We start from the raw sequence: 24,365 nt of genomic DNA, 5'->3' as shown, positions 1-24,365 counted from the left end.
CGTTATCGTCCTCGTCGCTCAATGGTGTGCAGCGGGAAGATCACACGGCCTGGAGTTTCCCGATCGCCGAATGCACCACCCGGTCGAGCCTCGCCCGCCCCTCACCCGCATCCCACGCGAACGATCGCACGACAACCAGCAGTCCACGAACTCGAACCCACGTCATCAGCTGGCCGGGAATCTCTTGGTCCATGTCGGCGGGCCGCATCAGCGCCGTGACCGACGGATACGGCGCGGTGTTCGGGCCGGGCGCGGACGAAACCTGCACCGAAACGGTGCCCATCTCCAAGGTGTTCATCCCCTGCGCCGGCGCGATGGACTTCGCCCACGCGATCATGTCGACCCCGGGGTTCTCTTTGCCGTAAAGGACATCGATCGATTCTGTACAGTGCGACAACGCTCGCAGACGAACCAGAAAGTTGACCTTGGCGCCATTCGCATCACCAGCCTGGTGACACAACTGGTCACCACTACTGGTCGCACCGGCGAGATCGTCCTTCTCCACCTTCCAGTCCGCCGGGATGGCGTCGTCCGGAAGCAGGGACATCAACTCAGAGCTTGGTTTGTCGGCCAATGCGCTGTCGGCATTCGCCGTCGCGGCGAATCCGAGAATCGCGATCACAATCGATACGACGAGCACCGCGCTCCGCCGCGTACCCCTGGCTGCCTGACCCATAGACATGCTCCCTCCTCAGCTGACGGGAGCATAACTGTAAGAAGGGATAATTGCGCAATTGTCCAGTAGATACGCAGATAAACGCTGGTTTGAGCTTTGCCATCTATCGCCGCTCCACCGCCATGCACGATCGAGCACCGTGACAATGAACCACCGGGTCAGACAGTGCCAAACAGCCGTCACGCCGGACCGTCAGCAACGCCTAATGGCGAAGGAAATCAGGCGCTGAGCACGGCGTCGAGCGCCGAGTAAAAAATGCCGAGACCGTCATCGCTCGGGCCGGTCAGCGGCTCGGTCGCATGCTCCGGGTGCGGCATGAGCCCCACCACGCGGCCATTGGCCGAGGAAATCCCCGCGATATCGCGCATCGACCCGTTGGGATTCTCGCGGTAGCGGAAGACCACCCGGCCTTCGCCCTCCAACTCGTCGAGTACCTCGTCGGAGGCCACGTACCGGCCTTCACCGGACTTCAGTGGCACCAGGATGTCGGCACCCTTGTCGTACCGAGACGACCACGCCGTGTTGTTGGCGTCGACGCCCAGCCATACGTCGCGGCATACGAAGTGCAATCCGGCGTTACGTGTCAATGCACCAGGCAGCAGGCCTGCTTCGCACAGCACCTGGAAACCATTGCAGATACCCAGGATTGGCAGGCCTTGTGCGGCGGCGTCAACCACGGAACGCATCACGGGGGAGAACCGCGCGATGGCCCCGGCACGCAGGTAATCGCCGTAGGAAAAGCCACCGGGCACGATCACCGCGTCGACGGACTTCAGGTCGGCATCGTCGTGCCACAACGAGACCGCCTCGGCACCGGAGAGCCGGGCCGCACGGGCTGCGTCGACGTCATCAAGGGTGCCGGGGAACGTGATGACACCGATGCGTGGGGTCATTCGGACTCCCGCACGATTTCCCAGTCCTCGATGACGGTGTTGGCGAGCAGCGCCTCGGCGATCGACTCGAGATCGGCGTCACCGATCTCGCCCTCGAACTCCAACTCAAAGCGCTTGCCCTGCCGGACGTCTGCCACACCGGCATAGCCAAGGCGGGCGAGTGCGCCCACGATCGCTTGCCCCTGCGGGTCCAGGATCTCGGGTTTCGGCATGACGTTTACGACGACTCGGGCCACGGCCTGACTTTACCGTGTGGGCCCGGACACATCCCGCCTAGACTCCCCTTCATGCAGCTGACCCACTTCGGGCATTCGTGCCTGCTGGCAGAATTTCCGTCTGAAAATGGGAGCACGACCCTGCTGTTTGATCCGGGCAACTTCTCGCACGGATTCGAGGGCATCACCGGCCTGTCGGCCATCCTGATCACCCATCAGCATCCCGACCATGTGGACCTGGCACGGCTACCCGCGCTGGTCGACGCCAACCCGGGGGCCGCGCTGTACGCCGACCCGATGACGGCGGCGCAGCTGGGCGAGCCGTGGCAGGCGGTGCATGCCGGTGACAGCTTCACCGTCGCGGATCTGAGTGTGCGCGGGGTCGGTGGGCAGCACGCGGTCATCCACCCTGAGATCCCGCTCATCGACAACACCTCGTATCTGATCGGCGACGCCGGCCATCCCGCGCGGCTCATGCACCCGGGCGACGCGCTCTTCACTCCCGGCGAGGAGGTCGACGTGCTGGCACTACCGGCGGCGGCGCCGTGGATGAAAGTCTCCGAGGCCATCGAATACCTGCGCGCGGTCAACCCTGCCCGGGCGGTGCCGATCCACCAGGGCATCTTGCAGGAGGCCGCATACCCGTTCTTCTACACGCGGTTTCGCGAGATGTCTGACGCCGACTTCCAGGTGCTGCCGCACGAGGACGCGGTGGTGTTCTAGCCCCTTCAGCGCCGAAACCGAGGTTGTGGCGGGATCGTCTCGCACATTTTCGCCAGAACCCCGGTTTCGATGAGCGCCCTAGCCGATATCCTCGGCGGCGCCCCGGCCCGCGGCCCGTCCGCTGAAGATGCAGCCACCCAGGAACGTGCCCTCCAAGGCACGATATCCGTGCACGCCGCCGCCGCCGAATCCGGCGACCTCTCCAGCCGCATACAGGCCCTCGAAGCAACTTCCGTCGGCCCGCAACACCCGCGAATCCAGATCGGTCTCCAAGCCGCCCAACGTCTTTCGGGTCAAGATATGCAACTTGACGGCGATCAACGGACCCGCCTTGGGATCGGTGAGGCGGTGCGGAGCCACCACCCGGACAATCCGATCGGCGAGATATCCCCGCGCGGCGCGGATGGCGGCTATCTGCGGGTCCTTGCCGAAGGGGTTGGCCACCTCACGGTCGCGTGCCGTTACCTGCTGAGCGATCGTCGCGTAGTCCAGCGGGGTGACGTCCGGCAGCGCGTTCATCTTGGCTACCAGATCGGGCAGATTCGTGGCACTGACGAAGTCGACGCCCTTATCGATGAACGCCTGTACCGGCGCGGGCGCGCCGGCCTTGCCACGCCGGAGCACCCCCCGCACATCCTTGCCCGTGAGGTCGGGATTCTGCTCCTGTCCCGACAGTGCGAACTCCTTGGCGATAATCCGCGCATTCAGGATGAACCACGAGTAGTCGTGCCCGCTACGGCAGATATGCTCCAACGTGCCCAAGGTGTCGAATCCGGGGAACAAGGGCGCGGGAATTCGAGATCCATTGGCGTCCAACCAGAGTGATGATGGACCGGGAAGGATGCGAATCCCGTGACCCGGCCAGACCGGGTCGTAGTTGGTGATGCCCTCGGTGTAATGCCACATGCGGTCACGGTTGATCAGATGGGCGCCCGCGCCAACCGAGATCTCGAGCATGCGCCCATCGACGTGCGCGGGCACGCCGGTCAACAGCTGCTCCGGAACGCGTCCCATCCGCTCGGGCCAGTTGGCCCGCACCAGATCGTGGTTGGCCCCGATACCGCCGCTGGTCACGATGACGGCTTGTGCACGGAATTCAAACTCTCCCACTGCTGTTCGCGAGGAAGCGATACCCCTCGCGTCGGTGGAAGACTCCAGCACGGTGCCCCGGACACCCACGGCGGCGCCTTGTTCGACGATCAGCTCATCGACCTGGTGGCGGTAGGCGATGCGCACTTGCCCCCGGTCCACAGCGGCGAGCACGCGCCGGGCGAAAATCTCCACCAGGCCAGGCCCGGTGCCCCAGGTGATATGGAATCGCGGAACCGAGTTGCCCGGCCCCAGCGCGTCCTTACCGCCGCGTTCGGCCCACGCCACCACGGGAAATGTTTGTAACCCCCTGGCGCGCAGCCAACTTCGCTTCTCGCCTGCGGCGAAGTCGACATACGCGTGCGCCCATTGACGAGGCCAGTGGTCCTCCGGCCGATCGAAGCCGGCGGTGCCGAGCCAATCCTGTAGTGCCAGCTCGTGGGAGTCCTTGATGCCCAGGCGACGCTGTTCAGGACTGTTGACGAAGAACAGGCCTCCGAACGACCAGTACGCCTGCCCGCCCAGATTGGCGGCGTTCTCCTGCTCGACGATGACGACATTCTTGCCGCGGTCCACCAACTCACAGGTCGCCACCAATCCGGCAAGACCTGCGCCGACGACGATGACATCGGAACTCGCGTCACTCACCGGTTCACCGTAGCGGGGTCGATTGACGATTAAAAGGTCCAACTGCCTTGCGGTGAAAGCACAAAGCCATGTCCCACGCGTCGGGGCAGCACATGCGGCATGCCGTTGAAGCTTCCGTTGAAATCGCAGTTCGAGGCGATCGCCACGATTCCCGAGTAAGAGACTGGGCAAACTGTAGCGACTAGGCCACGCTGTGCAATACCTGCTTGGGCGACCATTCGTAGACGCCCGGAACCGAGCCGTGCAGCAGCGAGAGGTCGATGGCGTCGATCATGGCTTGCCGCGGACCGGGCTTACGGAGGTGTTTGGCCGAGATGGCCACACGCACCACACCGTCGCGGCGCGCGGTCCGCGCGGCCGAGAGCACCAGCATCCGGCACCACCAGGGCTCGGAGAGGAATCCCTCGCCGATGCCCAGCACCCGAGCCCGCACCGAGGTGCCATGGACCAGGTCGGTGATCTCGGAAAGCCCGATATTCAGACGGAAACCGTTGCGCGGCAGCATTTCCACTGCGCCAGCAGAGGCCATCCAACCCGGTGCCGCGAACAGGCGCGTACGCAAGCCGGTCTGCTCCATCACACGGTCGGCGGCCATCAGACGCAGGTTGGCCTCGTGTGCGGGCAACGCGGCGAACTCATCGCGACGCTTCTTGGTGGCCGCCTGGTCGTATCCGTGCAGGACGATGGCATCGCCCCGCGACCGGCGTGCGGCCAGCCAGTCGACCGTCGGCTGGTCCTCTACGAGGCGGTACTTGCCCTTCAAGCGCGGGGACACGAGGAACGACAACGGAATCGACCGCTTATCCATTTCCTCAGTAAATACAGCGATCTCGTCGAGAGTGCGATCGCAGATTCCCGACACCGATACCAGCAGCTGTCCTGCCATGCCGCCAGTGTGGCAACTCCAGATGTACGCAAGGTGTCAGACACCCCGCATCGAAAAGAACGCTCCGGCGCGCTACCCCAGCTCCTTCTCGATGGCCGCGATCACCTCGGGAGCATCCGGCACCGTCGTCGGCCGAAACCGGTTGGCCACCGAACCGTCCCGCGCGATCAAGAACTTCTCGAAGTTCCACTGCACGTCCCCGGCGGTGCCTTCGGAATCAGCGGTCTTGGTGAGCTCGGCGTACAGCGGATGCCGGCTCTCACCGTTGACATCAGTCTTCTCCAGCAGTGGGAAGCTCACCCCGTAGGTGGTGGAGCAGAACGTCTGGATCTCCTCCGCCGTCCCGGGTTCCTGCCCCATGAATTGGTTACACGGCACGCCCAGCACTGTCAGGCCACGGTCGGCGTAGTCGGTGGCCAGTTTTTCCAGAGCTGCGTACTGCGGGGTGAGGCCACATTTGGACGCGACGTTGACGACCAGCACGGCGTTATCACCGAAATCGGCAAGTGACAGCTCTGCGCCGTCGAGTGCGGTCAACGGAATGGAGGCGAGATCGGACATGCTCACCACGTTACCGGTGTTGCGATGGTTGACTGTTCGCACATTACGCAACGTTGCGGGAGGTCATATGAGCGAGGAGGACGAGTTCTCCTCAGGTCGCAGTGCCCTGCGGATCGCCTCGGTGGCGGCGCTGGGCGGACTGCTCTTCGGGTACGACAGCGCGGTCATCAACGGCGCCGTACAGGCGATCCAGGACGAGTTCGCCATCCGGGATGCGGAGCTGGGATTCGCGGTCGCCTCCGCGCTCCTCGGGGCCGCCGTCGGTGCCATGACGGCTGGACGCGTGGCCGACAGGATCGGGCGGGTGGCGGTCATGAAGATCGCCGCCGCACTGTTCCTGCTGAGCGCGGTCGGCGCCGGGCTGTCCACCAACATCGAATTGCTTGTCATTTTTCGCGTGATCGGCGGAGTGGGGGTGGGTGTCGCCTCGCTGATCGCACCGGCCTACATCGCAGAGACCTCACCGTCGAACATCCGTGGCCGGTTGGGTTCTCTACAACAACTGGCAATCGTCACCGGCATCTTCCTGTCCCTCACCGTTGACTGGCTGCTGGCGCATATCGCGGGTGGATCGCGCAGTGAATTGTGGTTGGGCCTCCCGGCATGGCGCTGGATGTTTCTCGCGATGGCACTGCCGGCGCTCGTCTACGGCGTGCTGGCCTTCACCATCCCCGAGTCACCTCGTTATCTCGTTGCCACCCACAGAATTCCCGAGGCACGCACGGTGCTGACGAGGCTGCTCGGGGAGAAGAACCTGGACATCACGATCACCCGAATTCAGGAAACTCTCGACCAGAGCACCGCGCCCTCGTGGCGTGATCTACGCAAGCCCACCGGTGGTCTGTACGGCATCGTGTGGGTTGGTGTGGCGCTGGCGGTATTTCAGCAGCTAGTAGGCATCAACGTGATCTTCTACTACTCGAATGTGCTGTGGCAGGCCGTCGGATTCGGCGAGAGCTCGTCCTTCACCATCACGGTTATCACCTCCATTACGAACATCGCCACAACGCTGGTGGCCATCGCGTTAATCGACCGGGTGGGCCGCAAGCCCTTGCTGCTCATTGGTTCGGCCGGGATGGCCGTGACGCTCAGCACGATGGCAATCGTCTTCAGTTCGGCCACCGTCCTGGACGGCAAGCCGCACCTGGGACCCGTCGCAGGACCCGTTGCGCTGGTGGCTGCCAACCTGTTTGTCGTGGCGTTCGGAATGTCCTGGGGCCCGGTGGTGTGGGTGCTGCTCGGCGAGATCTTCCCCAACCGAATCCGGGCGGCGGCCATGGGAGTGGCCACGGCCGGAAACTGGGCTGCCAACTGGCTGGTGACCGTCAGCTTCCCCGCGCTACGCGACTCGTTGGGAATCGCCTACGGGTTCTACGCGATCTGCGCGGTGGTGTCGCTGGTGTTCGTAGCGCGCTGGGTGAACGAAACCAAGGGCCGGACACTGGAAGACATGGATTCGGCCATCAACTGAACAGCTGGCCGCACCGCGCCGCGGCGACCACTCCTCCGTCGACCAAAAGATCGGTCCCGGTGATGTACGACGCGTCGGTACCGAGCAGGAAGGCCGCTGCCGCGGCGATATCGTCGGGCGTGCCGATCCGTCTGGTCGCCGATCCGTCGATCATGGCCTTGGTGACGGCACCGGTCTCCGAGGCGAGTTCCTGGTGTCCCATCTTGGTGGACACCACCCCCGGGCTGATCGAGTTGAGTCGGGCGCCGCGCGCACCCCATTGCCGGGCAAGTGCTCGCACGCGAATATGGTTGGCGCGCTTCGACAGCTGGTAGGCAACCGCGGGATACTCGATGCTCTGAACGTACGGTAGTGCGAGCAGACCCTCGGGGCCGGTGCTCGCCAGTTCCCGCTCCTGTTCGGTCGAGAGTTCCATGGGCATATGGCCGGCCATGCTGGCGATCACCACACCCGCGCCGCCGGAGGACACGACGTTGCCGAACTCCTCCAGAACCAGGGCCACTCCCACCAGGTCGACGGCCAGGATGGCTTGTGCCGGGGCCTGCGCCGGAGAGAGACCGGCGGTGTGCGCCACCTGGGTGATCCGCCCAAGCTCCGCGGCGACGGCGGCGAGCCCGGATACCGACTCGCGCGAGGAGACGTCAACGCGGTGCCCGATGACGTTGTGTCCATCGGCCTTCAGCTCGTCGACGACCGCTCGCAGTGCCTGCTCGTTGTAGTCCGCGATCACCAGGGTCTTACCGATGCCCTGACGGCGGGCGATGACCTTGCCCATCCCGCCAGCGCCGGTGACAACGACGACTTCGTCGGACAACCGACTACTCCTTCACGGCACCAAGAACATCGAGCACCCAGGCGAGTTGGAATGCGCTTTCTTTCCATCGCTCATAGCGTCCGCTGATACCACCGTGCCCCGCCGTCATCTCGGTGCGCATCAAGATGGGACGATCGCCTGTAGTCGTGTGCCGCAGCTCGGCAACCCATTTGGCAGGTTCGACGTACAGCACCCGCGAGTCATGCAGTGAGGTCATCGCGAGAATGGTCGGATACTCGGTGGCACGGATGTTCTCGTATGGCGAGTACGACTTGATGTAGTCGTAGACATCCTTGTCTTCCAGGGGATTTCCCCACTCGTCCCATTCGGTAACGGTGAGCGGCAGCGTCGGGTCACAGATGGTGGTGACCGGATCCACGAAGGGCACTTGCGCCAGCACCCCGGCGAACAGTTCGGGCGCCTGGTTCACGGCGGCACCCACCAACAGACCGCCCGCGCTCCCGCCCCACGCCGCGAGCCTGTCCGGCAACGCAATGCCAGCATCAACGAGATGTCGTGCTGCCGCTACGAAGTCGGTGAAGCTGTGCTTCTTGTGCAGCATCTTGCCGTCCTCGTACCAGAGGCGGCCCATCTCACCGCCACCGCGCACATGGGCGATGACGAACACCACTCCCCTGTCCAGCAGCGAGAGGCGTCCAATGCTGAACTGCGGGTCCTCGCACATCTCGTAGGCGCCATACCCGTAGAGGATGGTCGGCGCCGGTTCACGAGTGTCCGTGCGATGAACCACCGACAGCGGTATCCGGGTGCCGTCCTGGGCAACCGCCCATTCCCGTCGCTCCACATAGTCTTCCCGGCGATAACCGCCGAGAACGGGTTGTTCCTTGAGCAGCGTGCGTTCCCCGGTGTGTACGTCGAGGTCGTACACCCGCGTCGGCGTGATGAAGGATGTGCAACCCACACGCAGCAGCGGTGAGTTCCATTCGGGGTTGTCGCCCAGACCGGACAGCATGAGCTCCGAGTCGAACTCGACCTCCTTCGGCGCACCGTATCCGTCGGCCTCAATCGGCCATACCTGGATGCGTGGCAGCGCTTCTCGGCGATAGCCGATCACGAAACGCTCAGCGAAGGCTTCCACACCGTCCAGGCGCACATCGTCACGATGGGCGATCAGGGTGCGGGCCAGTGCCGGGTCGGCTGGTCCCTGGGCGACCGCGGCGCACGGTAGGTCAGCGAGCGCGAAGTTCACCGCTCCGTCGTTGTGCAGGATCAGGAGCCGATCCTCACCTCCGACCACAGCGTGATCGACGGTGTATTCGATACCGGTGCGGCGCAGCCAGACTGGAGAGAAGGTGGTCGCGGGGTCTTCGGCGTCACCGATCAGGATCTCGGACGTCACCGACGAGTGCACGCTGATGGCGACAAAGCGGTCACTGCGGGTACGGCCCACGCCGATCCAGAAACGCTCGTCCGGCTCGGAAAACACCTCGACGGGCTCCGTATCACTACCCAAGGTGTACCGGCGAATAGCGTAGGGCCGGAACGCTTCATCGATCACCGGGTAATACAGGGTGCGACTGTCCATCGCCCAGGTTGCGCCGGCACCGATGTCGGTGATCTCGTCCGGGTACATCTGGCCGGTGCGCAGATCCTTGAAGCGCAGGGTGTACATCTCGTGGCCGACGACGTCGACCGAGTAGGCCAACGTGTTCCCGTCGGGGCTGACGGTCGCAGCTCCCAGGGAGAAGAAGTCGTGCCCCTCGGCTTCCACGTTGCCGTCGAGCAGGATCTGCTCGCCAGGAACATCGTGATCCAGTGCCGGAGGCCGCCAGCTGTCGATTCCGACGGATTCGCCTATCGGACAACGACAATGAGTACCGTACTGCTTGCCCTCGAAGCTTCGGGCGTAGTACCACCACTGCCCCATCCGAGTGGGAATCGAGAGATCCGTCTCCTTGGTGCGGGACTTGATCTCGCCGAAGATGCTGTTGCGCAGGCCTTCTAGGTGGCCAAGCTGGTCATCGACGTAGGCGTTCTCTGCCTCCAGGTGCGCGATGACCTCTGGGCTCTCCTTCTCGCGCATCCATTCGTACGGATCGACGAAGGTATCCCCGTGGTACTCGCGCAGGGTGTCGATGCGGTTCGCGGTGGGCGGGCGTACGGGCCCGCTCACGCCGACGGGCCGATCCAATCAGCGAAGCTGAGCCCCGAGATGCGTTCATATGCCTCGATGTACCGCTCGCGAGTGGCTACCGCCACCGCCTCGGGCAATGGCGGCGGCGGAGTATCCGACGCGCGATCCCATCCCGATTCGGGACCGGTGAGCCAGTTGCGCACGAACTGCTTGTCGAAGCTGTCCTGCACCACACCTGCCTTGTAGTTGGCCGCGTCCCAGTACCTGGACGAGTCGGGGGTGAACACCTCGTCGGCCAGCACCAGGGTGCCTTCGATATCGACACCGAACTCGAATTTTGTGTCGGCCAAGATGATTCCCTTGTACAGGGCATGTGCTGCGGCCCTGGTGTAGATCTTGATCGTCTCGTCGCGCAGTTGGTTGGCACGCACGCCGCCGACAAGATCCACCACGGCGGCGAAATCGACATTCATATCGTGCTCTCCGATGTCGGCCTTCGTCGCCGGGGTGAACAACGGCGGATCCAGTCGACTGGCCTCACCGAGCCCCTGTGGCAGCACGTGACCGCACACCGCACCGGTGCGCTGGTAGTCCAGCAGTCCAGACCCGGTGAGGTATCCACGGGCCACACACTCCACGGGGAGCATGTCGAGCCGGCGCACCAGCAGTGCCCGGCCCAGCACCTCCTCGGGTATGCGCGGGTCATCGGGCGGTCCGGCCAGATGGTTCGGCACGGTCAGCAGCCCGAAGAAGAAGACGCTCATCGCGGTGAGGATGCGCCCCTTGTCCGGTATCGGCGTGTCCAGGACGAAATCGAACGCGGAAATTCGGTCGGTAGCGACGAACAGCAGGTGCTCGTCGTCGACTCGGTACAGCTCACGGACCTTTCCGCTGGCCACATGCTGGTAATCGGACAGCGGAGGACGCATCGTGCCATCCTACGATTCATGCGATTCCTGCCCTACTCGACCCGACCGGGACGGTTGCTCGGCCAGTTGTTCAGCGACGTAGCGGTCGCGATCTGGAGCACGATCTGGGTGCTCGTCGGGCTTGCTGTGCACGCCGCGGTGTCGACGATCGCCGAGGTAGGCCGGCAGGTGAAGGACGGCGCCGACGGTATTTCGGACAACCTGAACTCCGCCGGCGACAGCGCACACCGGATCCCCTTGGTGGGCGACAAGGTGGGCGGACCGTTGCGTGCGGCCAGCGAGGCGGCCGCCGATTTGGCCGGGGCCGGCCACAACCTGGATACCACTGCGACCTGGCTGGCGATCGTTTTGGCGATCGCCGTCGCCGCGCCTCCCATTCTGGCGTTCGCAGGGCCGTGGATCTTTTTGCGGATCAGGTTCTTTCGCCGCAAGCTGGTCGCGGTACAGCTGGCGGCCACCCCCGCCGGTGAACAGCTGCTGGCTCTGCGGGCACTCGCCAACCGGCCGCTGAAGAAGCTGGCGGTGGTCACGCCCGATCCGGTGGCGGCCTGGCGCGCTCAGGACACCGCGTCGATGCGGGGCCTCGCGGCCATCGAATTGAGGGCCTCGGGTATCAGCACACCGAAAACCTGGCGCACCTCCTAGCCGATCACGGCGCGTTAGGAGGCCGCCACAAGCAGATGGCGGATACCGGTATGCCGGTTACTGCGCGTCCATTCCACCGGCCCGGCCAGTTGCAATGACGCAAAACGCGGCAGCAGCTCCTCGAACACCACTCGCAGCTCCAGACGAGCCAGATGTGCCCCCAGACAGAAATGCACGCCCTGCCCAAAGCCTAAGTGAGGATTCGGTTTGCGCGTGATGTCGAAGACGTCCGGCCGGTCGAAAACCAGCGCATCGCGATTCGCCGAGCCCTCCCAGACCACTACCTTCTGTCCTGCGACGATCTGCTGCCCGCCCAACATCACATCAGCGGTTGCCGTCCTGCGCTTGGACGGTGACGGCGAGGTCCAGCGCAGCATCTCCTCGATAGCCGTCGGCAGCAGGGCAAGATCTTCACGCAGGGAACGGAATTGGCCGGGGTTGTCCAGCAGTGCCAACAGGCCAACGGCAATGGCATTGCGCGTGGTCTCGGCACCGGCACTGAACAACAGATAGAAGAACAGATACAGTTCGGCGTCCGACAGCGAGGGCGCTTCCGGATCATCGACCGTCGCATTGGCAACCACAGACAACATGTCGTCGGCGGGCGCCGCACGTTTCGATGCAACCAACTCCGAACCATATTGATACATACCGGAGCTGGGATCGCCCAAAGAGCTGGTGACGTGCGAGCGCCGTGACTTGCCGAAGTCGAAACTGGGCTCAACCGCCTCGAACAGCCAGTGCCGTTCAGACTCCGGTACCCCCAGCAGGATGCAGATCATCTGCATGGGCAGCTCTGCGGCGATATCGACAAGGAAGTCAAACGGCACGGTCGGCCGCACCGCGTCCAAGAGCGCCCGGCAGCGCACCCGCAAGTCATCCTCGACCCGCTGGATCATGCGTGGGGTCAGTCCGGAGCTCACCAACTTGCGGATCTGGCGGTGTCGCGGATCATCCATCATGTTGAGCACCTGCCCGGCGATCGGCAAGTCCTGTATGAGGGTGCCGCCGTAGGGCCGGTCACCCCCGGTCGCCGATGAGTACATCACCGGATCACGCAGCACCTCAAAGGTTTCCGCATAGGTGGCCACCGACCAGAAGCCCTCGCTGTCCGGGGTGTTCTCGGTGGGCGCGTGCCAGTACACCGGCGCCTCGCGCCGATGCTGTGCAAACAGGGCGTGCGGAAACCCGCCGGCGAAGTTGTCCAGGTCGGTCAGGTCTATGCCACGAAGAGCCGCGCAGCCCATGAACTACAGAATGGCACCCGGGTTATAGGCCGCGGCCTCGGGGTAAGCGTCGACAAGCGCGGAAACATCGGCCACCACCCGATCGACCTGGTCGGCTGCGGCACCGGTGAACGAGGCCCGATCTGCCAGCGCAGCTTCCAGGGTCGCAGCGTCCAGCGGCAGCCTCGGATCTTCGGCCAGCAAGCCCAAAAGGTCTGGTTCGGCGCCCTTTTCACGCATGGCGAGCGCTGTCGCGACAGCATGCTCCTTGATGACCTCGTGGGCTTCTTCGCGTCCAACCCCGGCGCGCACCGCAGCCATCAGCACCTTGGTGGTCGCCAGGAACGGCAGATAGCGACGCAGCTCCCGGTCGATCACCGCCGGGTAAGCACCGAACTCGTCGAGCACCGTCAGGAACGTCTCGATCATCCCGTCGATGGCAAAGAAGGCATCGGGCAGCGCCACACGCCGCACCACCGAGCAGAACACATCGCCTTCATTCCATTGCGCCCCAGCCAGTTCCGCAGCCATGGAGCCATACCCACGCAGAATCACCTGCAACCCGTTGACCCGTTCACAGCTGCGGGTGTTCATCTTGTGAGGCATCGCCGAGCTACCCACCTGCCCGGGCGCGAAGCCCTCGGTAACCAGCTCGTGCCCGGCCATCAGCCGAATGGTGTGCGCCAGTGAGGAGGGGCCGGCACCGAGCTGCACCAGCGCGGACACCACATCGTGGTCCAGAGAGCGTGGATACACCTGGCCAACGCTGGTCAGAGCAGCCGAGAACCCGAGGTGCTCGGCAATACGCTGCTCCAACGCGGCCAACTTGACCACGTTCCCGTCGAACAGATCGAGCATGTCCTGCCCGGTACCCATGGGACCCTTGATCCCACGCAGCGGATACCGGTCGAGAAGCTCACGCAACCGGGTGAGCGCGATCAACGTCTCGTCGGCCGCCGATGCGAACCGCTTACCCAATGTGGTGGCCTGTGCGGCCACGTTGTGACTGCGTCCGGCCATCACCACATCCCGGTATTCGACGGCGTGACGCGCGAGCCGCGCCACCACCGCGACACCGTGGGCATGGACATATTCCAGCGACCGCCGGATCTGCAGCTGCTCCACGTTCTCGGTGAGATCACGGCTCGTCATCCCCTTGTGGATGTGCTCGTGCCCGGCGAGGGCATTGAACTCCTCGATACGAGCCTTGACATCGTGACGGGTGACACGCTCGCGGGCGGCGATAGAGTCCAAGTCAACCTTCTCGACCACGCGCTCGTAATCTTCGATAACGCCGTCGGGAACGTCGATGCCGAGATCACGTTGTGCGCGCAGCACAGCGATCCACAACTGGCGCTCCAACAGCACCTTTGATTGCGGCGACCAGAGCGCTGCCATGGCATCGCTCGCGTACCGGGATGCCAGGACGTTAGGGATTTGCACAACCAGAGTCTATGGGGGGAAGGAAATCGACTCAGCCAGCTGTTCCACTTCCAACGGTGCGAGCACATCGATGACGTCCACCAGCATCGCCGTGGCAGTCGCCTGTGGACTACTGGCCGCCTCGGTGAGCGCACCCACCATCGCCCCATCGATGGTCGAAATCAGCACCGCGACACGGACGTTATCGATGGACCGACCGGACCGGCGCACCACCTGCGCCACGGCATCGTCGCGCTGTTCCCGGAGACGCTGCTGCACCTCGCGCAGTTCGGGATGGCGACTGCACGCCAGTTCACGCTCGTACCGCGATACCAGCTGTTCCCCGCCACCGAATCCCGGCGTGCCGAACAACAGCTCCACCACCGCCTCGGCGGTGGCGGCAGCTCCGCGGCGCCGATACTGAACCAGCGACAGCCGTTCCTGGATCTGTTCCAGCTCGTGGGTTCCCGCGTGTTCGACAGCCCGCGCGATCAAGTCCTCCAACGAGGAGAAGTAATAGGTGGTCGAGGCCAATGGCAGGCCGGCACGCTGCGCCACCGCCCGATGCCGAACCGCATCAATACCATTGTCCCGCAACAGATCAGCGGCAGCGCTGATCAACGCCCGCCGCCGTCGCTCCCCCTTCGGGGTGGCTTGCGGACGGTGCGCGGCATTCCCTTCGGGGAACACCTCGACCTGTTGCCTGACTGTCACGTCATGTCATGCTGCCAGCAGAGACGCGTCCCCACGGGCGTTTTGCGCTATCTCATGCAAGCGGCCACATCAGGCCCTGCCGAGTCGCACCAGAGCCTCCTCGATCGCATCTGTGCTGCCGGCGAAGCTCAGGCGGATGGTGTGGTGACCACGCACGGTGTCAAAGTCGATGCCGGGCGCGACGGCTACCCCAGTGCGCGCCAACAGGTCCGCACACCACTGCTCGGCATTACCGGTCAGGTGCTCAATATCGGCATACGCGTAGAACGCGCCATCGGGGGGCGCGATCTTGGTAATGCCCGCGTTGGCGAGACCGCTGATGAGCAGCGTCCGGTTCACCGCATACCGGCGCACATGCCCGTCGAGCTCGACGCGCGCCTCGGGGCTGAACGCCGCCAGCGCACCATACTGCGAAACAGCCGGCGGGCAGATGGTGAAGTTCGAGGACAGTCTGTCGACGGCACGCAGGAACCGGCGCGGCACCAGCATCCAGCCCAACCGCCAACCCGTCATCGAGAAGTACTTGGACACCGAGCCCATAACCACCGATTCTCGACTGAATTCCCATGCACTGGAAGTCATTTGATCGCCGTAGGACAGCCCGTGGTAGATCTCATCGGAGATCAGCAGGGTGCCGTTGGCTTCACACCACAGCGCGAGGGCCTCCAGCTCCCTCGCGTCGATGATGGTGCCGGTTGGGTTGGCAGGACTGGCGACGATGAGACCGGCAGGGGGTCGACCTTCCTCCTGCAAAAATGCCTCCAGCATCGCCACCGTCGGCTGGTAACGCGTCTGGGGCCCGCAGTCGATCTCGACAACCCGACAGCCAAGCGCGGCAAGACAATTACGGTAGGCCGGGTAACCGGGCCGGGTCATCACGACCGTATCGCCCACATCGAAGGCCGCGAGGAACAACAGCGTGAATCCGCCCGAGGATCCCGTGGTGACGACGACGTCCTGCGCCTCGACCTCGATACCCGAACGCTCCCGGTGATACCCGGCGATCGCCTCACGCAGTTCCGGCAACCCGAGTGTTTCGGTGTATCCGAGCACCTGCGTGCCGAGAGCCTCTCGGACCGCATCGAGAACCACAGCGGGTGCGCCGGTCGACGGCTGCCCTGCGGCCAGGGAGATCATGTCTCCGTGCGTGCGCTGCCGTGCGGCGGCCGCCGTTAGCACGTCCATGACATAGAACGGCGGAACGTCCGAGCGCCGCGAGAGACCTACCACGGCTGCGACGGTATCGAATATCTGGGTCTGGACGGAACCGGCATGATGTCCCCATGCGTGATCTGTCTCGACGCTCCCTGTTCAAGCTCGGCGCGGCAACCGGTGCCGGTGCAGCACTGGCCGGTCTGGGGGCTTTCCCTGCCCATGCCGACGGCGCCATTGCCGCGGGCTCCTTTGTCTCGGCGGCGCGCGGCGGTGTCCGCACCGAATGGCGTATCGCCCGGCCACCCGGGGTAACCGGCCCCATCCGGCCCATCATCGCGCTGCACGGCAAGGGGCAGACCGCCGCCGGAGTCATGGAGGGCGGCGTGGAGAACATGCTGGCGCAGGCCGTCACGGCGGGGGCCAAGCCCTTCGCCCTGGTGAGCGTCGATGGCGGCGGCGGTTACTGGCACAAGCGGTCCTCGGGTGAGGACTCCGGGGCGATGGTGCTGGGCGAATTCATCCCACTGCTGGCCGAGCAGGGACTGGACACCTCGCGCGTCGCATTTCTGGGCTGGTCGATGGGCGGATACGGCGCCATGCTCCTGGGCTCACGCCTGGGCGCCGGCCGAACTGCCGCCATCACCGCCGTCAGCCCGGCGCTGTGGACATCCTCCGGTGCCGCCGCGCCCGGCGCCTTCGACGGTCCCGAGGACTACGCCGCCAACTCGGTATGGGGGCTGGCCGCGCTGAACTCCATTCCGCTGCGCATCGACTGCGGTGACAGCGATCCGTTCTACAGCGCCACCAAGCAGTTCATCGCCCAGCTTCCGACACCACCTGCGGGCGGCTTCAGCCCCGGCGGTCACGATGGCTCGTTCTGGAGCTCACAGATCGGCGCCGAGCTCGCGTGGATGTCGCCGCTGCTCACCGCGTAGGGCTGTTCTCCCGCTGTTGGCTGGACCTCGACGGGTTTGCCATCCGCTGGCATTATCGATCCCGTGACCGAAATGAGCCGACGTCGCCTGTTGCAGATGGGTGCCGCGCTCGGGGCCGGTGCTGCGCTTCTTCCGACGCTCGCGGCACCCGCACGGGCCGCGGCCGATGTCACCAGCGGTTCCTTCATCTCCGAGGCCCGCGGAGGCACTCCCACCGGATGGAAGGTAGCCAGACCGCCGGGAGTCGACTGGCCCGTGCGTCCGGTGATCATGTTGCACGGCCGCGACGAGAATGCCGACCGGACCATCTATTGGGGATATGAGCGGATGCTCGGGGATCTGGTCGCCGCCGGGGCGCCGCCTTTCGCGGTCGCCGCGATCGACGGGGGCAACAGCTACTGGCATCCGCATCAGAACGGCGACGACCCCGGCGCGATGATCATCGACGAGTTCCTGCCGATGCTCGCTGAGCAGGAGGGCCTCGACGTCTCTCGGGTGGCCTTCATGGGCTGGTCCGCGGGCGGCTATGGCGCGCTGCTCAACGGTGCTCGTCTGGGCGGACCCCGAACCGCAGCCGTCGCCGCGGTGTCCCCGTCGATATGGCTGTCGTACCCCGAGGCCACCGCTGACGCCTTTGACAACGAGGAGAACTGGGAAGAGAACTCGGTTTTCGGTCGGCCTCAGCTCAACGGGCTGCCGGTGTGGGTGTCGTCCGGCTATGACGACAGGTTCTACACGGCCAGTAAGGTTTTCGCCGAGCAGCTGGCGGCGCCCCCGGCCGGAGATTTCGGTCCGGGCGCACACGAGGGCGGGTACTGGCTGTCGCAGGTCCCCCTCGCGCTGGGCTGGATCGCACCGATCCTGGCCGCCTAGAGCCCCGGGTTTGGCGGGATCTCGAAGGTCGTCGAGGGCTCTTTAGGCTCCTGAACGCAGCTCATCGTCCACCAATTGGCAACCGACCCCGACCGGCGTCCTTCGCACTGGCGTACTTGTTCCTGCCTGATGGCTTCGAAATCACGGGTTATGTCGCAGGAGCGGGCCGCCGACTGATGCGCGAATTCGTAGCGGAGAACCAATGCGTCGATCGAAAGAAGTCCGTCACGGCGGGCGAGCTTGTCGGCGAGCACAACATCGTTCTCTGCCATGCCACGGATGTCCGCCTCCAGAGTCAGTCCATGGTCGGCATGATCGTCCGGCATCAGCGTCCGTAAAGACTCTGCCTCACGCCGCAACGCCGTGCTGAACGCCGAGGCAGCGGGCCCGACCCGCGGGTCCTCCCATGACCACGTGCGATTCCTCGTCAATTTCGAGAAGTCGCCGTACTCGGATTCTGCGCGCTCCGCCACGGCGAGAACGGCCGTACACAACGACAGCTCGTGGATGTACGGGGCCGGTACCGCCTGCGATCGGTTCGACCGCCAGGTGATCGCCAACAGCACGACCATGGCGAGCACCAGCGCCACCGCGCCCAGCGCATACCAGTTGCGACGTGCCACCGATCCCCCTTGCCATCCCCCTAGAGGCTGATACGCCCTTCGGCAGCAGCCAATCCGATATCAGTACGGAAGTGACTGCCGGGCAGGCGAACTGCCTCGATCTTTGCGTAGGCGTCGGCGCGTGCGGCCTGCAGATCCTTGCCGGTGCCGACGACGGAGAGCACCCGCCCACCCGAGGACACGACGGCCCCGTCTTCCCGACGAGCCGTCCCGGCATGCAGGACACCCTCGGCCTCCGAGCCGGTGATCACATCGCCGGTGCGCGGACGCAGCGGATAGTTCTCGGCCGCCAGCACGACGGTCACGGCACTGCCGTCCTGCCAGTGCAGCGGGCCGAAGTCGGGGAGGGTTCCGGTCGCGGCGGCATTCAGCAGCTGCCCCAGCGGTGATTCCAGCAGCGCCAGCACCGCCTGCGTCTCAGGATCGCCGAAGCGGCAATTGAATTCGACGACCGAGGGGCCGTTCGAGGTGATCGCCAGGCCGGCGTACAGCACGCCAGAGAATCGACTGCCGCGCTTAACAAGTTCAGCGGCAACGGGTTTGAGGATGGTGTCAACAATTTCGGTGACGGTCTCATCGGGCAGCCAGGGCAGCGGGCTGTAGGCGCCCATGCCGCCGGTGTTCGGACCGGTGTCGCCGTCACCGACCCGTTTGTGGTCCTGTGCGGGCAGCAGCGGCACCACCGTCTCGCCGTCGACGATGCACAGCAGCGAAACCTCGGGGCCGTCCAGGAAGGACTCCAGCAGCACCGGATGTCCGTCGTCGAGCAGGCTGGCGGCGTGGGCGCGAGCCGCGGCGCGATCATCGGTGACCACCACACCCTTACCCGCGGCCAGCCCGTCATCCTTGACCACCCAGGCCGGCTCGCTCGCGAACCGGTCCAGCGCGGCGTCCAGATGCGCTGGGTTGTCGACTATCTCACTGCGCGCGGTACGCACGCCCGCAGCCGTCATGACGTCCTTGGCGAAGGCCTTGGAACCCTCGATGCGAGCGGCGGCCGCCGACGGGCCGAAGCACGCGATACCGGCCGCGCGAACCGCGTCACCCACGCCCAGTACCAACGGCACCTCGGGCCCGATCACCACGAGGTCGATGTTGAGCTTGGCGGCCAACGCCGCGACCTCGGCACCGGAGCTGATGTCGACGGCATGCTGTTCGGCCACCGCTGAGGTCCCCGCATTACCCGGGGCTACCGCCAGGTAGTCCACATGCGGGTCACGCTTCAGCGCGATCAACAGAGCGTGTTCACGGCCACCGGACCCAATGACAAGGACGCGCATGCCCTAGACCCTATCGGCTTGGGTATGCCTGGCTATGCATCCGGGCGGTATCCCCGCAGTAGCTTGGCAAGCAACTCGTCCCTGCCCGCGACGAGCTCCGGATAGGGACGCAGCGTCTTCACCAGTGCCTCCCCGTCGAACATGTCAGTGATCATGAAGACCAACGTCACCAGCTCCGTGTCGGACAACCGGTCGGTTCCCGGCACCGAGCGCGCCAGCGTGACCATCTGAGCGCCGTACTCGGCGACCGCGACCTGCAAGGTCTCCCGCAGCTGCGTGTCGGTGCGCGCTGCCACCATGAGTTCGTAGAGCACGGCGTTGATGGGCTCCTCCTTGAGCGAGCGCATCACCGCCATTACGTCCTCGAATTCGGTGAGGCGGTCGCCCGCCTCGTCGAACTGTGCGCGCACGGTGGCCAGCTGGCGACGCAGCGTCTCGCGCGCCACCGCGGCCATGAACTCACCGACAGTCGGAAAATGCCGGAACAGCGCCCCGTAGGAGAGCCCGGCCCGCTTCGCGATCCGCTGCACGGAGGCACGCGAATATCCCAGCTCAGCGATGGTGCCGATACCGGATTCGAGCAGTCTCGCGATCGTGGATTCACGACGCTCGGCCTGGGTGGGACTCACGGGTGCACACTAGAGGAATGCAACTCCAATGTGGCGCCCATCACTAACATTGTGATTGGTTGCCATCTTTTTTAGACTCGCCGTAACACCCAACGAAGGGCAGCCCCCATGAGCGACTACGACCTGATCATTCGCGATGGCCTCTGGTTCGACGGCACCAATTCCGAACCTCGTAGGGCCAACCTCGGTATCAAGGAGGGGCGGGTTGCCACCGTCTCCACCACGCCGCTCGACGAGACCGATTGCCCCGAGGTGATCGATGCCGGCGGCAAGTGGGTTCTACCCGGGTTCGTCGATATGCACACCCACTACGACGCCGAGGTGCTGCTCAACCCCGGCCTCGATGAGTCGGTGCGCCACGGCGTCACCACCATCGTGTTGGGCTGCTGTTCCATGTCGACCGTCTATGCCAAGCCCGACGACGCCGCCGACCTGTTCAGCCGTGTGGAGGCGGTGCCTCGCAAGCATGTGATCGGCGCGCTCAACGAGTTCCAGGACTGGACCGATCCGGAAAGCTACGTCAAGAAGATCGACGCGCTGCCGCTCGGCCCGAATGTGACCTCTTTCCTTGGGCATTCGGATCTGCGCACCGCCGTCATGGGACTGGGCCGCGCCACCAACAACTGGTCCTTCCCCACCCGCACGGAACTCGACCGCATGGCGGACATGCTCGAGAAGGCACTCGATGCCGGCATGCTGGGGATGTCGGGAATGGACGCCCCGATCGACAAGCTCGATGGGGACCGCTACCGCTCGCGCGCGCTGCCGTCGACCTACGCATGGTGGCATGAGCGGTGGCGCCTCATCAACGTGCTGCGCAAGCGCGACCGCATCCTGCAGAGCGCCCCGAACATCAACAACCCGGCCACCGCGGTGCTGTTCTTCCTGTCCACGGGAACACGTTTCTTCAAGCGCCGCAAGGCTGTTCCTGTCAGCCTGCTGGTCGCGGCCGACTCCAAGAGCATCAAGGGCGCCAACGTGTTCTTCAGCGCCGCAGCACGAATCGGCAACAAGATCTTCAAGTCCAACGTCAAGTTCCAGCACCTGCCCGTGCCGTTCACGCTGTACTCCGACGGCATCGACCTGCCGGTGTTCGAGGAGTTCGGTGCGGGCACCGCCGCCCTGCACATCAAGGAGCAGCTCGAGCGCAACAAACTGATGGCCGACAAGGAGTATCGCCGCAAATTCCGGCGCGAGTTCGCCATCAAGAAGCACAAGCCAGGCCTGTGGCACAAGGACTTCCACGACGCCGTCATCGTGGAATGCCCCGATGCCTCGCTGATCGGCAAGACCTTCGGTCAGATCGGTGATGAGCGCGGAATCGAGGGACTGGATGCCTTCCTGGACGTCCTGGTCGAGAACGGCGAGAAGAACGTCCGCTGGACGACGACCGTCGGCAACCACCGTCCCAAGGTGCTCGACGAGATGGCCAAGGACCCCAACTTCCAGATGGGCTTCTCCGATGCCGGTGCGCACCTGCGCAATATGGCGTTCTACAACTTCCACCTGCGCTTCCTCAAGCGCATGAACGACGCACAGAAGGCCGGGAAACCCGTCTTGTCCCTTGGCCACACCGTGCATCGACTCACCGGCGAACTGGCCGACTGGTTCGGGCTGGACGCCGGACACCTGCGCGAGGGCGACCGCGCCGATTTCGTCATCATCGATCCGGAGAAGCTGGACGGCAGCGTCGATGCCTACAACGAGGCGCAGGCTCCGTTCTTCGACAACCTGTCTCGCATGGTGAACCGCAATGACGAGACCGTCATTGCCACCGCAGTCGGCGGCAAGGTGGTGTTCCGTCTCGGTGAGTTCATCGAGGGGTACGGGCACGATCTGCAGACCGGCCGGTATCTGAAGGCCGGTGAGAAACTCGCGGTCCGATGAGCGCGGCGACACGCCTGTCGACGTTCACCAATGACGGGCTGACCTTCGACGTCATCGACGAGGGCCCGCTCGACGGACCGGTGATCGTTGCGCTGCACGGTTTTCCCGAGCGGGCCGACAGCTGGAGCGGTGTGATCCCGATCCTTACCGCCGCCGGGTTTCGGGTGCTGGCCCCGGACCAGCGGGGCTACTCCCCCGGCGCCCGCCCCAAAGGCATACGGAATTACACACTCGACAAGCTGGCCGGCGACATCCTGGCACTTGCCGATCAGGCCGAAGTACCGAAATTCCATGTACTGGGACATGACTGGGGTGCTGCCGTCGCATGGCAGCTAGCCGGCCAGCATGCCGACCGCGTGATCACCGCATCCATTCTCTCGGTGCCACATCCACGGGCGTTTCTCTCCGCCTTGCCGCGCGGGCAGATTCTGAAGTCTTGGTACATGCTCTTCTTCCAGATCCCCTGGCTGCCCGAACGACAGACCACAGGGAACGGCCTGCTCGTCCGCAAGTTGGCACGCGATATGAGGCTCAGCGACGCCAAGGTCCAGGAAACACTGGAATTGGCACGCGAGCCGGGCGCCGCCACCGCGACCATCAATTGGTACCGCGCTATGCGGTATGCCAAGCCGTCCGGTCCTGGGCAGGTCCAGATCCCGACCTTGTATGTATGGAGCACCGACGATGCGGCGCTGGGTCGCAGGGCCGCCGAAAACACCGCCAAATACGTCGACGGGCCTTATCGATTCGAGGTGCTCGATGGTGTCTCCCACTGGATCGCAGCGGAACGACCGAGCGAAACCGCGGCTCTAGTGCTGGAGCACGTTAAGGCGCATACAAATCGGGTCGCGGAACTATAGGTCCACCACAATCCGGGCGCCCGCAGATGTCGCCCGGGAAACGCAGACCAACATGTGGCCCGCCGCTCGCTGTTGCTCGGTGAGGGTTCCATCACGATGCTCTACCTCGCCGGACAGCACGCGCTGTATGCACGTCCCGCAGAACCCTTGTTGGCAGGAATACCCGATGTTAGGCCGCGCGACCCGCAACGCGGCCAACACAGTCTGCTGCGGTGCGACAGCCAGTACGTCTCCGGTACGTGCCAACTTCACCTCGAACGCCATACCGTCAGCGACAGGTAGCGGCGAGAATCGCTCGGTGTGTAGCTCGACGCCCAGCGGGATTGCTCGAATCACCGACTGCGCCATCAGTGGCGGACCGCACACATAGACAGCCGTTCTTCTGTCAAACCTGCCGAGAAGCTCACCGGCACATGGCAATCCGCCCTGGTCATCGGTGCGCACCCGCACCTTGTCTCCGAACGCAAGCAGTTCGTCCACGAACGGCAAGCTGCCCCGATGTCGACCGGTGTAACACAAGGTCCAGGGCACACCCAGCTGCTCAGCCACCCGGATCATCGGCAAGATCGGTGTGATGCCGATGCCCCCGGCGATGAAGTGCAGACTTGTGGCACGCGACGACACTCCGGGCAACGCCAGCATAAAGGCATTGCGGGGACCACTGATCTCGATTCGATGACCTGCGGCCAGCCCATGTATTTCCACGGACCCACCGCCTCCATTCTCGATGCGGCGCACTGCGATTCGATACTCTAGCGGTTGCAGCGGATCACCGCATAGGGAGTATTGGCGTGTTCGCCCCGACGGCAGGTGGACGTCGATGTGCGCCCCCGGATGCCAACTCGGCAACGGTTCGTCATCATCGGCTACAAGCGTCAGCTGTACAACATCCGAATCACCGGCAAGCACCCTGCGATCCACCACTCGTACCGTTCGCCGGTTTGTGACGCACGGAAGCTCGGGCAGTTCACGATCGCCGCCAAGACGCATAACCAACGACACAAAGTGCGGAACTGCCGCACCCGCTAAACGGATCAAGGCGTCAGGGCGGGTGTCCCGGTAGAGCCCAGGAGGCGGCTCGCCCGTGTAAGGCTTAAGTAAACCTCTTGCGAGCCG

At 64.6% G+C, this 24,365-nt stretch carries 24 protein-coding genes; 7 read left to right on the top strand and 17 right to left on the bottom strand.

From position 1 onward, the window contains the following. Window positions 1–40: 40 nt before the first annotated feature. The 3 genes from RHO23_RS24525 to purS all read right to left on the bottom strand — a co-directional run bounded on the left by RHO23_RS24525 (window position 41) and on the right by purS (window position 1,805). Window positions 41–682, bottom strand: coding sequence for a hypothetical protein (locus RHO23_RS24525; protein ID WP_123771707.1), 642 nt, complete (start codon window positions 680–682; stop codon window positions 41–43). Between the two features lie 212 nt (window positions 683–894). Then, a complete protein-coding gene (gene purQ, locus RHO23_RS24520; RefSeq protein ID WP_423488454.1) occupies window positions 895–1,569 on the bottom strand; it encodes a phosphoribosylformylglycinamidine synthase subunit PurQ in 675 nt (224 codons plus the stop codon). Further along, a complete protein-coding gene (purS, locus tag RHO23_RS24515) occupies window positions 1,566–1,805 on the bottom strand; it encodes a phosphoribosylformylglycinamidine synthase subunit PurS (RefSeq protein WP_030094207.1) in 240 nt (79 codons plus the stop codon). The genes purQ and purS overlap by 4 nt, the downstream gene beginning before the upstream one ends. Before the next feature lie 51 nt (window positions 1,806–1,856). Between purS and RHO23_RS24510 the strand changes: the two genes are divergently transcribed. After that, the gene (locus tag RHO23_RS24510; RefSeq protein WP_030094206.1) at window positions 1,857–2,507 is read left to right on the top strand and encodes an MBL fold metallo-hydrolase; all 651 of its coding nucleotides are present in this window, start codon (window positions 1,857–1,859) and stop codon (window positions 2,505–2,507) included. A gap of 78 nt (window positions 2,508–2,585) precedes the next feature. Here the strand turns inward: RHO23_RS24510 and RHO23_RS24505 are convergent, their stop codons facing one another. The 3 genes from RHO23_RS24505 to RHO23_RS24495 all read right to left on the bottom strand — a co-directional run bounded on the left by RHO23_RS24505 (window position 2,586) and on the right by RHO23_RS24495 (window position 5,691). Next, complete coding sequence (locus tag RHO23_RS24505; RefSeq protein WP_070916684.1) at window positions 2,586–4,244, bottom strand: FAD-binding dehydrogenase; 1,659 nt, start codon at window positions 4,242–4,244, stop codon at window positions 2,586–2,588. Window positions 4,245–4,425: 181 nt separating this feature from the next. After that, on the bottom strand, window positions 4,426–5,130 hold the full coding sequence (locus tag RHO23_RS24500; RefSeq protein WP_057966750.1) for a DUF2334 domain-containing protein: 705 nt from the start codon (window positions 5,128–5,130) through the stop codon (window positions 4,426–4,428). Window positions 5,131–5,202: 72 nt separating this feature from the next. Next, a complete protein-coding gene (locus RHO23_RS24495) occupies window positions 5,203–5,691 on the bottom strand; it encodes a glutathione peroxidase (RefSeq protein WP_423488453.1) in 489 nt (162 codons plus the stop codon). A 67-nt stretch (window positions 5,692–5,758) separates the two neighbouring features. Between RHO23_RS24495 and RHO23_RS24490 the strand changes: the two genes are divergently transcribed. Then, window positions 5,759–7,162: a sugar porter family MFS transporter gene (locus RHO23_RS24490; RefSeq protein WP_070916686.1), complete on the top strand. Its 1,404-nt coding sequence runs from the start codon at window positions 5,759–5,761 to the stop codon at window positions 7,160–7,162. Here RHO23_RS24490 and RHO23_RS24485 read toward each other — a convergent pair. The 3 genes from RHO23_RS24485 to RHO23_RS24475 are packed head-to-tail and all read right to left on the bottom strand — an operon-like array spanning window position 7,155 to window position 11,000. Then, window positions 7,155–7,976, bottom strand: coding sequence for an SDR family oxidoreductase (locus tag RHO23_RS24485; RefSeq protein ID WP_423488452.1), 822 nt, complete (start codon window positions 7,974–7,976; stop codon window positions 7,155–7,157). The genes RHO23_RS24490 and RHO23_RS24485 overlap by 8 nt on opposite strands. Window positions 7,977–7,980: 4 nt before the next feature. Then, window positions 7,981–10,110, bottom strand: coding sequence for a S9 family peptidase (locus tag RHO23_RS24480; RefSeq protein WP_423488451.1), 2,130 nt, complete (start codon window positions 10,108–10,110; stop codon window positions 7,981–7,983). Beyond that, window positions 10,107–11,000 carry a phosphoribosylaminoimidazolesuccinocarboxamide synthase gene (locus tag RHO23_RS24475; protein ID WP_423488450.1) on the bottom strand — a complete coding sequence of 298 codons (894 nt, stop codon included), beginning with the start codon at window positions 10,998–11,000 and terminating at the stop codon, window positions 10,107–10,109. The genes RHO23_RS24480 and RHO23_RS24475 overlap by 4 nt, the downstream gene beginning before the upstream one ends. 18 nt (window positions 11,001–11,018) lie before the next feature. Here RHO23_RS24475 and RHO23_RS24470 point away from each other — a divergent pair, with 18 nt between their 5' ends. Beyond that, complete coding sequence (locus RHO23_RS24470) at window positions 11,019–11,645, top strand: hypothetical protein (RefSeq protein WP_423488449.1); 627 nt, start codon at window positions 11,019–11,021, stop codon at window positions 11,643–11,645. Window positions 11,646–11,659: 14 nt separating this feature from the next. Here the strand turns inward: RHO23_RS24470 and RHO23_RS24465 are convergent, their stop codons facing one another. The 4 genes from RHO23_RS24465 to RHO23_RS24450 form a co-directional block, all read right to left on the bottom strand. Further along, window positions 11,660–12,892 (bottom strand): cytochrome P450, encoded by a 1,233-nt coding sequence (locus RHO23_RS24465; protein ID WP_070941924.1) that lies wholly within the window; start codon window positions 12,890–12,892, stop codon window positions 11,660–11,662. A gap of 3 nt (window positions 12,893–12,895) precedes the next feature. Then, entirely contained in the window at window positions 12,896–14,314 is a 1,419-nt protein-coding gene (purB, locus tag RHO23_RS24460) for an adenylosuccinate lyase (protein ID WP_070941923.1), read from the bottom strand. A 9-nt stretch (window positions 14,315–14,323) separates the two neighbouring features. Next, window positions 14,324–15,007: a TetR/AcrR family transcriptional regulator gene (locus RHO23_RS24455; protein WP_030094195.1), complete on the bottom strand. Its 684-nt coding sequence runs from the start codon at window positions 15,005–15,007 to the stop codon at window positions 14,324–14,326. Window positions 15,008–15,076: 69 nt separating this feature from the next. Then, complete coding sequence (locus RHO23_RS24450) at window positions 15,077–16,192, bottom strand: pyridoxal phosphate-dependent aminotransferase (protein ID WP_227457859.1); 1,116 nt, start codon at window positions 16,190–16,192, stop codon at window positions 15,077–15,079. Window positions 16,193–16,290: 98 nt separating this feature from the next. Between RHO23_RS24450 and RHO23_RS24445 the strand changes: the two genes are divergently transcribed. Continuing rightward, window positions 16,291–17,097: an alpha/beta hydrolase gene (locus RHO23_RS24445; protein WP_064407772.1), complete on the top strand. Its 807-nt coding sequence runs from the start codon at window positions 16,291–16,293 to the stop codon at window positions 17,095–17,097. 63 nt (window positions 17,098–17,160) lie between these two features. Beyond that, complete coding sequence (locus RHO23_RS24440) at window positions 17,161–17,970, top strand: alpha/beta hydrolase (protein WP_064407771.1); 810 nt, start codon at window positions 17,161–17,163, stop codon at window positions 17,968–17,970. Here the strand turns inward: RHO23_RS24440 and RHO23_RS24435 are convergent. Genes RHO23_RS24435 through RHO23_RS24425 form a run of 3 tightly spaced genes read right to left on the bottom strand, consistent with a single transcriptional unit; the run spans window position 17,967 to window position 20,502 of the window. Then, window positions 17,967–18,593, bottom strand: a complete 627-nt coding sequence (locus RHO23_RS24435; protein WP_070923418.1) for a hypothetical protein — start codon at window positions 18,591–18,593, stop codon at window positions 17,967–17,969. The genes RHO23_RS24440 and RHO23_RS24435 overlap by 4 nt on opposite strands. Before the next feature lie 20 nt (window positions 18,594–18,613). Continuing rightward, the gene (gene purD, locus RHO23_RS24430) at window positions 18,614–19,873 is read right to left on the bottom strand and encodes a phosphoribosylamine--glycine ligase (RefSeq protein ID WP_070916695.1); all 1,260 of its coding nucleotides are present in this window, start codon (window positions 19,871–19,873) and stop codon (window positions 18,614–18,616) included. Window positions 19,874–19,905: 32 nt separating this feature from the next. After that, complete coding sequence (locus RHO23_RS24425) at window positions 19,906–20,502, bottom strand: TetR/AcrR family transcriptional regulator (RefSeq protein ID WP_057965221.1); 597 nt, start codon at window positions 20,500–20,502, stop codon at window positions 19,906–19,908. 108 nt (window positions 20,503–20,610) lie between these two features. Between RHO23_RS24425 and RHO23_RS24420 the strand changes: the two genes are divergently transcribed. Both RHO23_RS24420 and RHO23_RS24415 read left to right on the top strand, forming a co-directional pair. Next, the gene (locus RHO23_RS24420) at window positions 20,611–22,389 is read left to right on the top strand and encodes an N-acyl-D-amino-acid deacylase family protein (protein ID WP_057966760.1); all 1,779 of its coding nucleotides are present in this window, start codon (window positions 20,611–20,613) and stop codon (window positions 22,387–22,389) included. Continuing rightward, complete coding sequence (locus RHO23_RS24415) at window positions 22,386–23,249, top strand: alpha/beta fold hydrolase (RefSeq protein ID WP_423488448.1); 864 nt, start codon at window positions 22,386–22,388, stop codon at window positions 23,247–23,249. The genes RHO23_RS24420 and RHO23_RS24415 overlap by 4 nt, the downstream gene beginning before the upstream one ends. Here RHO23_RS24415 and RHO23_RS24410 read toward each other — a convergent pair. Beyond that, window positions 23,244–23,987: a PDR/VanB family oxidoreductase gene (locus tag RHO23_RS24410; protein ID WP_423488447.1), complete on the bottom strand. Its 744-nt coding sequence runs from the start codon at window positions 23,985–23,987 to the stop codon at window positions 23,244–23,246. The two genes, RHO23_RS24415 and RHO23_RS24410, sit on opposite strands and share 6 nt — an antisense overlap. Window positions 23,988–24,365 lie beyond the last annotated feature (378 nt).

Source organism: Mycobacteroides sp. PCS013, assembly GCF_049532645.1.
Classification (GTDB): Bacteria; Actinomycetota; Actinomycetes; order Mycobacteriales; family Mycobacteriaceae; genus Mycobacterium; species Mycobacterium gwanakae.
Note: the sequence above shows the minus strand (reverse complement) of the source record. Positions and strands in the feature narration are given on the sequence as shown.

Excerpts from the sequence above, each read along its gene's own strand:
- RHO23_RS24525 (WP_123771707.1), bottom strand. The coding sequence starts at position 682 with ATGTCTATGGGTCAGGCAGCCAGGGGTACGCGGCGGAGCGCGGTGCTC.
- purQ (WP_423488454.1), bottom strand. The coding sequence starts at position 1,569 with ATGACCCCACGCATCGGTGTCATCACGTTCCCCGGCACCCTTGATGAC.
- RHO23_RS24510 (WP_030094206.1), top strand. The coding sequence starts at position 1,857 with ATGCAGCTGACCCACTTCGGGCATTCGTGCCTGCTGGCAGAATTTCCG.
- RHO23_RS24500 (WP_057966750.1), bottom strand. The coding sequence starts at position 5,130 with ATGGCAGGACAGCTGCTGGTATCGGTGTCGGGAATCTGCGATCGCACT.
- RHO23_RS24495 (WP_423488453.1), bottom strand. The coding sequence starts at position 5,691 with ATGTCCGATCTCGCCTCCATTCCGTTGACCGCACTCGACGGCGCAGAG.
- RHO23_RS24490 (WP_070916686.1), top strand. The coding sequence starts at position 5,759 with ATGAGCGAGGAGGACGAGTTCTCCTCAGGTCGCAGTGCCCTGCGGATC.
- RHO23_RS24475 (WP_423488450.1), bottom strand. The coding sequence starts at position 11,000 with ATGCGTCCTCCGCTGTCCGATTACCAGCATGTGGCCAGCGGAAAGGTC.
- RHO23_RS24470 (WP_423488449.1), top strand. The coding sequence starts at position 11,019 with ATGCGATTCCTGCCCTACTCGACCCGACCGGGACGGTTGCTCGGCCAG.
- RHO23_RS24465 (WP_070941924.1), bottom strand. The coding sequence starts at position 12,892 with ATGGGCTGCGCGGCTCTTCGTGGCATAGACCTGACCGACCTGGACAAC.
- RHO23_RS24450 (WP_227457859.1), bottom strand. The coding sequence starts at position 16,192 with ATGGACGTGCTAACGGCGGCCGCCGCACGGCAGCGCACGCACGGAGAC.
- RHO23_RS24445 (WP_064407772.1), top strand. The coding sequence starts at position 16,291 with ATGCGTGATCTGTCTCGACGCTCCCTGTTCAAGCTCGGCGCGGCAACC.
- purD (WP_070916695.1), bottom strand. The coding sequence starts at position 19,873 with ATGCGCGTCCTTGTCATTGGGTCCGGTGGCCGTGAACACGCTCTGTTG.
- RHO23_RS24420 (WP_057966760.1), top strand. The coding sequence starts at position 20,611 with ATGAGCGACTACGACCTGATCATTCGCGATGGCCTCTGGTTCGACGGC.
- RHO23_RS24415 (WP_423488448.1), top strand. The coding sequence starts at position 22,386 with ATGAGCGCGGCGACACGCCTGTCGACGTTCACCAATGACGGGCTGACC.